This is a genomic window from Streptomyces sp. AC512_CC834 (assembly GCF_019049325.1).
In the GTDB taxonomy this organism is placed as follows: domain Bacteria; phylum Actinomycetota; class Actinomycetes; order Streptomycetales; family Streptomycetaceae; genus Streptomyces.
This window is the reverse complement of the sequence record NZ_JAGMUO010000085.1, coordinates 1-2173: the sequence shown is the minus strand read 5'-3', so window position 1 is coordinate 2173 and position 2173 is coordinate 1. Positions and strand designations below refer to the sequence as shown.

Annotated in this window: 1 protein-coding gene; it reads right to left on the bottom strand. The window is 67.1% G+C overall.

The annotated features are described in order from the left end of the window. Positions 1-115: 115 nt before the first annotated feature. Positions 116-1582, bottom strand: coding sequence for a group II intron reverse transcriptase/maturase (ltrA, locus tag KUM40_RS27140; protein WP_217168825.1), 1467 nt, complete (start codon positions 1580-1582; stop codon positions 116-118). Positions 1583-2173 lie beyond the last annotated feature (591 nt).

Below are 2173 nucleotides of genomic sequence, written 5' to 3'. Positions count from 1 at the left end.
GGTAGAGTCGGCGCGGAGCGCGGTACCGGTGTTGCCACCGACCCGTTTCTCCGCGCCGCTCACCGAACCCGGCGTGCGCCTCTCAACGCACCGGGCTCTCCACGGAATCTGCCGTTCAGGCGTGTTCGGAGCAGGCCCAGGGGCTGGGGATCGTGTTGCCCCGGTAGCGGTAACGGGTGACCGTCACCGTTTGCAGGTCGAACAGTTCGATCCCGCCCGCCGACGGTCTGATCCACCGGCCGTTGTGGTCGGTGAGACGCCGACGGACGTCCTTCCACCTCCAGCGGTGCAGCCGCAGCCACCAGTTGATCACCCGGTGCCAGACGAAACGCTGGAGGGTTCTCAGGGTGACTTTCGCGACCGCGTGCTTGAAGTAGTTGGCCCAGCCGCGCATGATCTGGTTGAGCCTTCTCAGCACGTCCCTCGGGTCCTGCTGCGACTTTCTGTTCGTCAGGGCACGGATCTTGTCCTTCAGCTGCCGGATGGGCCGGTCAGCGATGTAGGTGTAGACGTACCACTTGTCCGATCCCCGCTTGCGGCGCCACTGGATGTGGAACCCAAGGAAGTCGAAACCTTCCGACATGTGCACCACCTGGGTCTTGGCCTCGGAGAGACGCAGCCCGAGCGGTCGCAGTGCGTCGGTGATGTCCTCGCGCAGCGCTTCGGTGTCGTCGCGGCCGGAGTCCACCAGGACGACGAAGTCGTCCGCGTAGCGGACGATCCGCCAGTTCGGCAGACCCTTGCGGCGACGCCTCATGCGCCGTTGGCCGGTCGACATCTCCCGTCCCGGTTCCCACGGTCCCGTCAGGTGCTCGTCGAGCGCCGACAGGGCGATGTTCGCAAGGAGCGGGGAGAGGATGCCGCCCTGCGGCGTGCCGGTGTAGGAGGTCTCGCGGACGGCGGGCTCGGTGAGCACGCCGGCCTTGAGGAACGCCTTCACCAGCAGCAGCACGCGCTTGTCCTTGACCCGAGCTCGCACCCGGTCCATCAGGGCCGTGTGGTCGATCGAGTCGAAGCACGCCTCGATGTCCGCGTCCAGGACCCAGCGGTAGCCGTGGGTGCCGTAGAAGTGGATCTCGGCGATCGCGTCGTGTGCCCGTCGCAGGGGCCGGAAGCCGTAAGAGACCGGCTTGAAGTCGGCCTCGAAGATCGGCTCCAGCACCAGCTTCAGGGCCGCCTGGACCACCCGGTCGGTCACGGTCGGGATGCCGAGCTTGCGCACCTTCCCGCTCCCGCCGGGCTTGGGAATCTGACGCTCACGTACCGGCAGCGGGCGGAACTCACCCGTCCGGAGTACGCGACGCAAGTCCTCCAGGAACCCATAAGGGCCAATGTCCTGCTCGATGTTGACGACCGTGAGGCCGTCAACTCCGGGCGTTTTGGCCCCTTTGTTACCCGCGACCCGTTCGAACGCCACAAGCAGCGTCGCCGGGTCGTGCACGAGGTTGAACAGATCGTCGAACCTGCGGCCGGGATCGGCCGCCGCCCAACGGTGAAGCTTGGCCTGCATCTCCGATACCCGCTGGTGAGGACCCTTACGGACCTCCGGAGCACCACTGTTCAGCAGCGCGTCTTTCGGCATTGCAGCCTCCTTCCCTTCTCGTTTCCGCTGCCGCCCTTCCCCATGTGCCGGGCTCTCCCCGGCTCGGAGTACTACGGCGACTCCGCCCCGTCCCGGCCCGATCGGCCGACGGTGGACCCAGCCCACGCCGACGCAGGGTGCGTCGTCGCAGGTCAGGACCGGGACGGTTCCCGTGTTCACTCACTGCTCGATCGACGGAGGAGGAGCCCGGCTCTATCCCCGCGGCATCGCCACGGCTACCCCGCAGCACTTCACCGTGGCCTCCCCAAGCGTCAGACCGATGGCCCTTGGGGAGTTCCCCACACGAATGCCCAGGTGGGGACGCACCGCATCCAGCCCGCATCCGCCAGGTTGGAGCTGGTGTGGAATCAGGGGACGTCTGCACCGGTTCCTCGCGTACTCCTTTCCGTCTCGCTTGCCGCACCCGCACCATCTGGCAGTTCTGGCACGTCACGGCGTTGTCAGGGCCGCTTGCCGCCCTCCCCGGCACCTCCCGGGTCAGGCTGCCCTCAGCTTCGACCGCACTGCTGCGACAGCACGGCGGTGGTGGTCTTTCACCTCCACTCGAACAGCGAGCGCCTCACGGCGCAC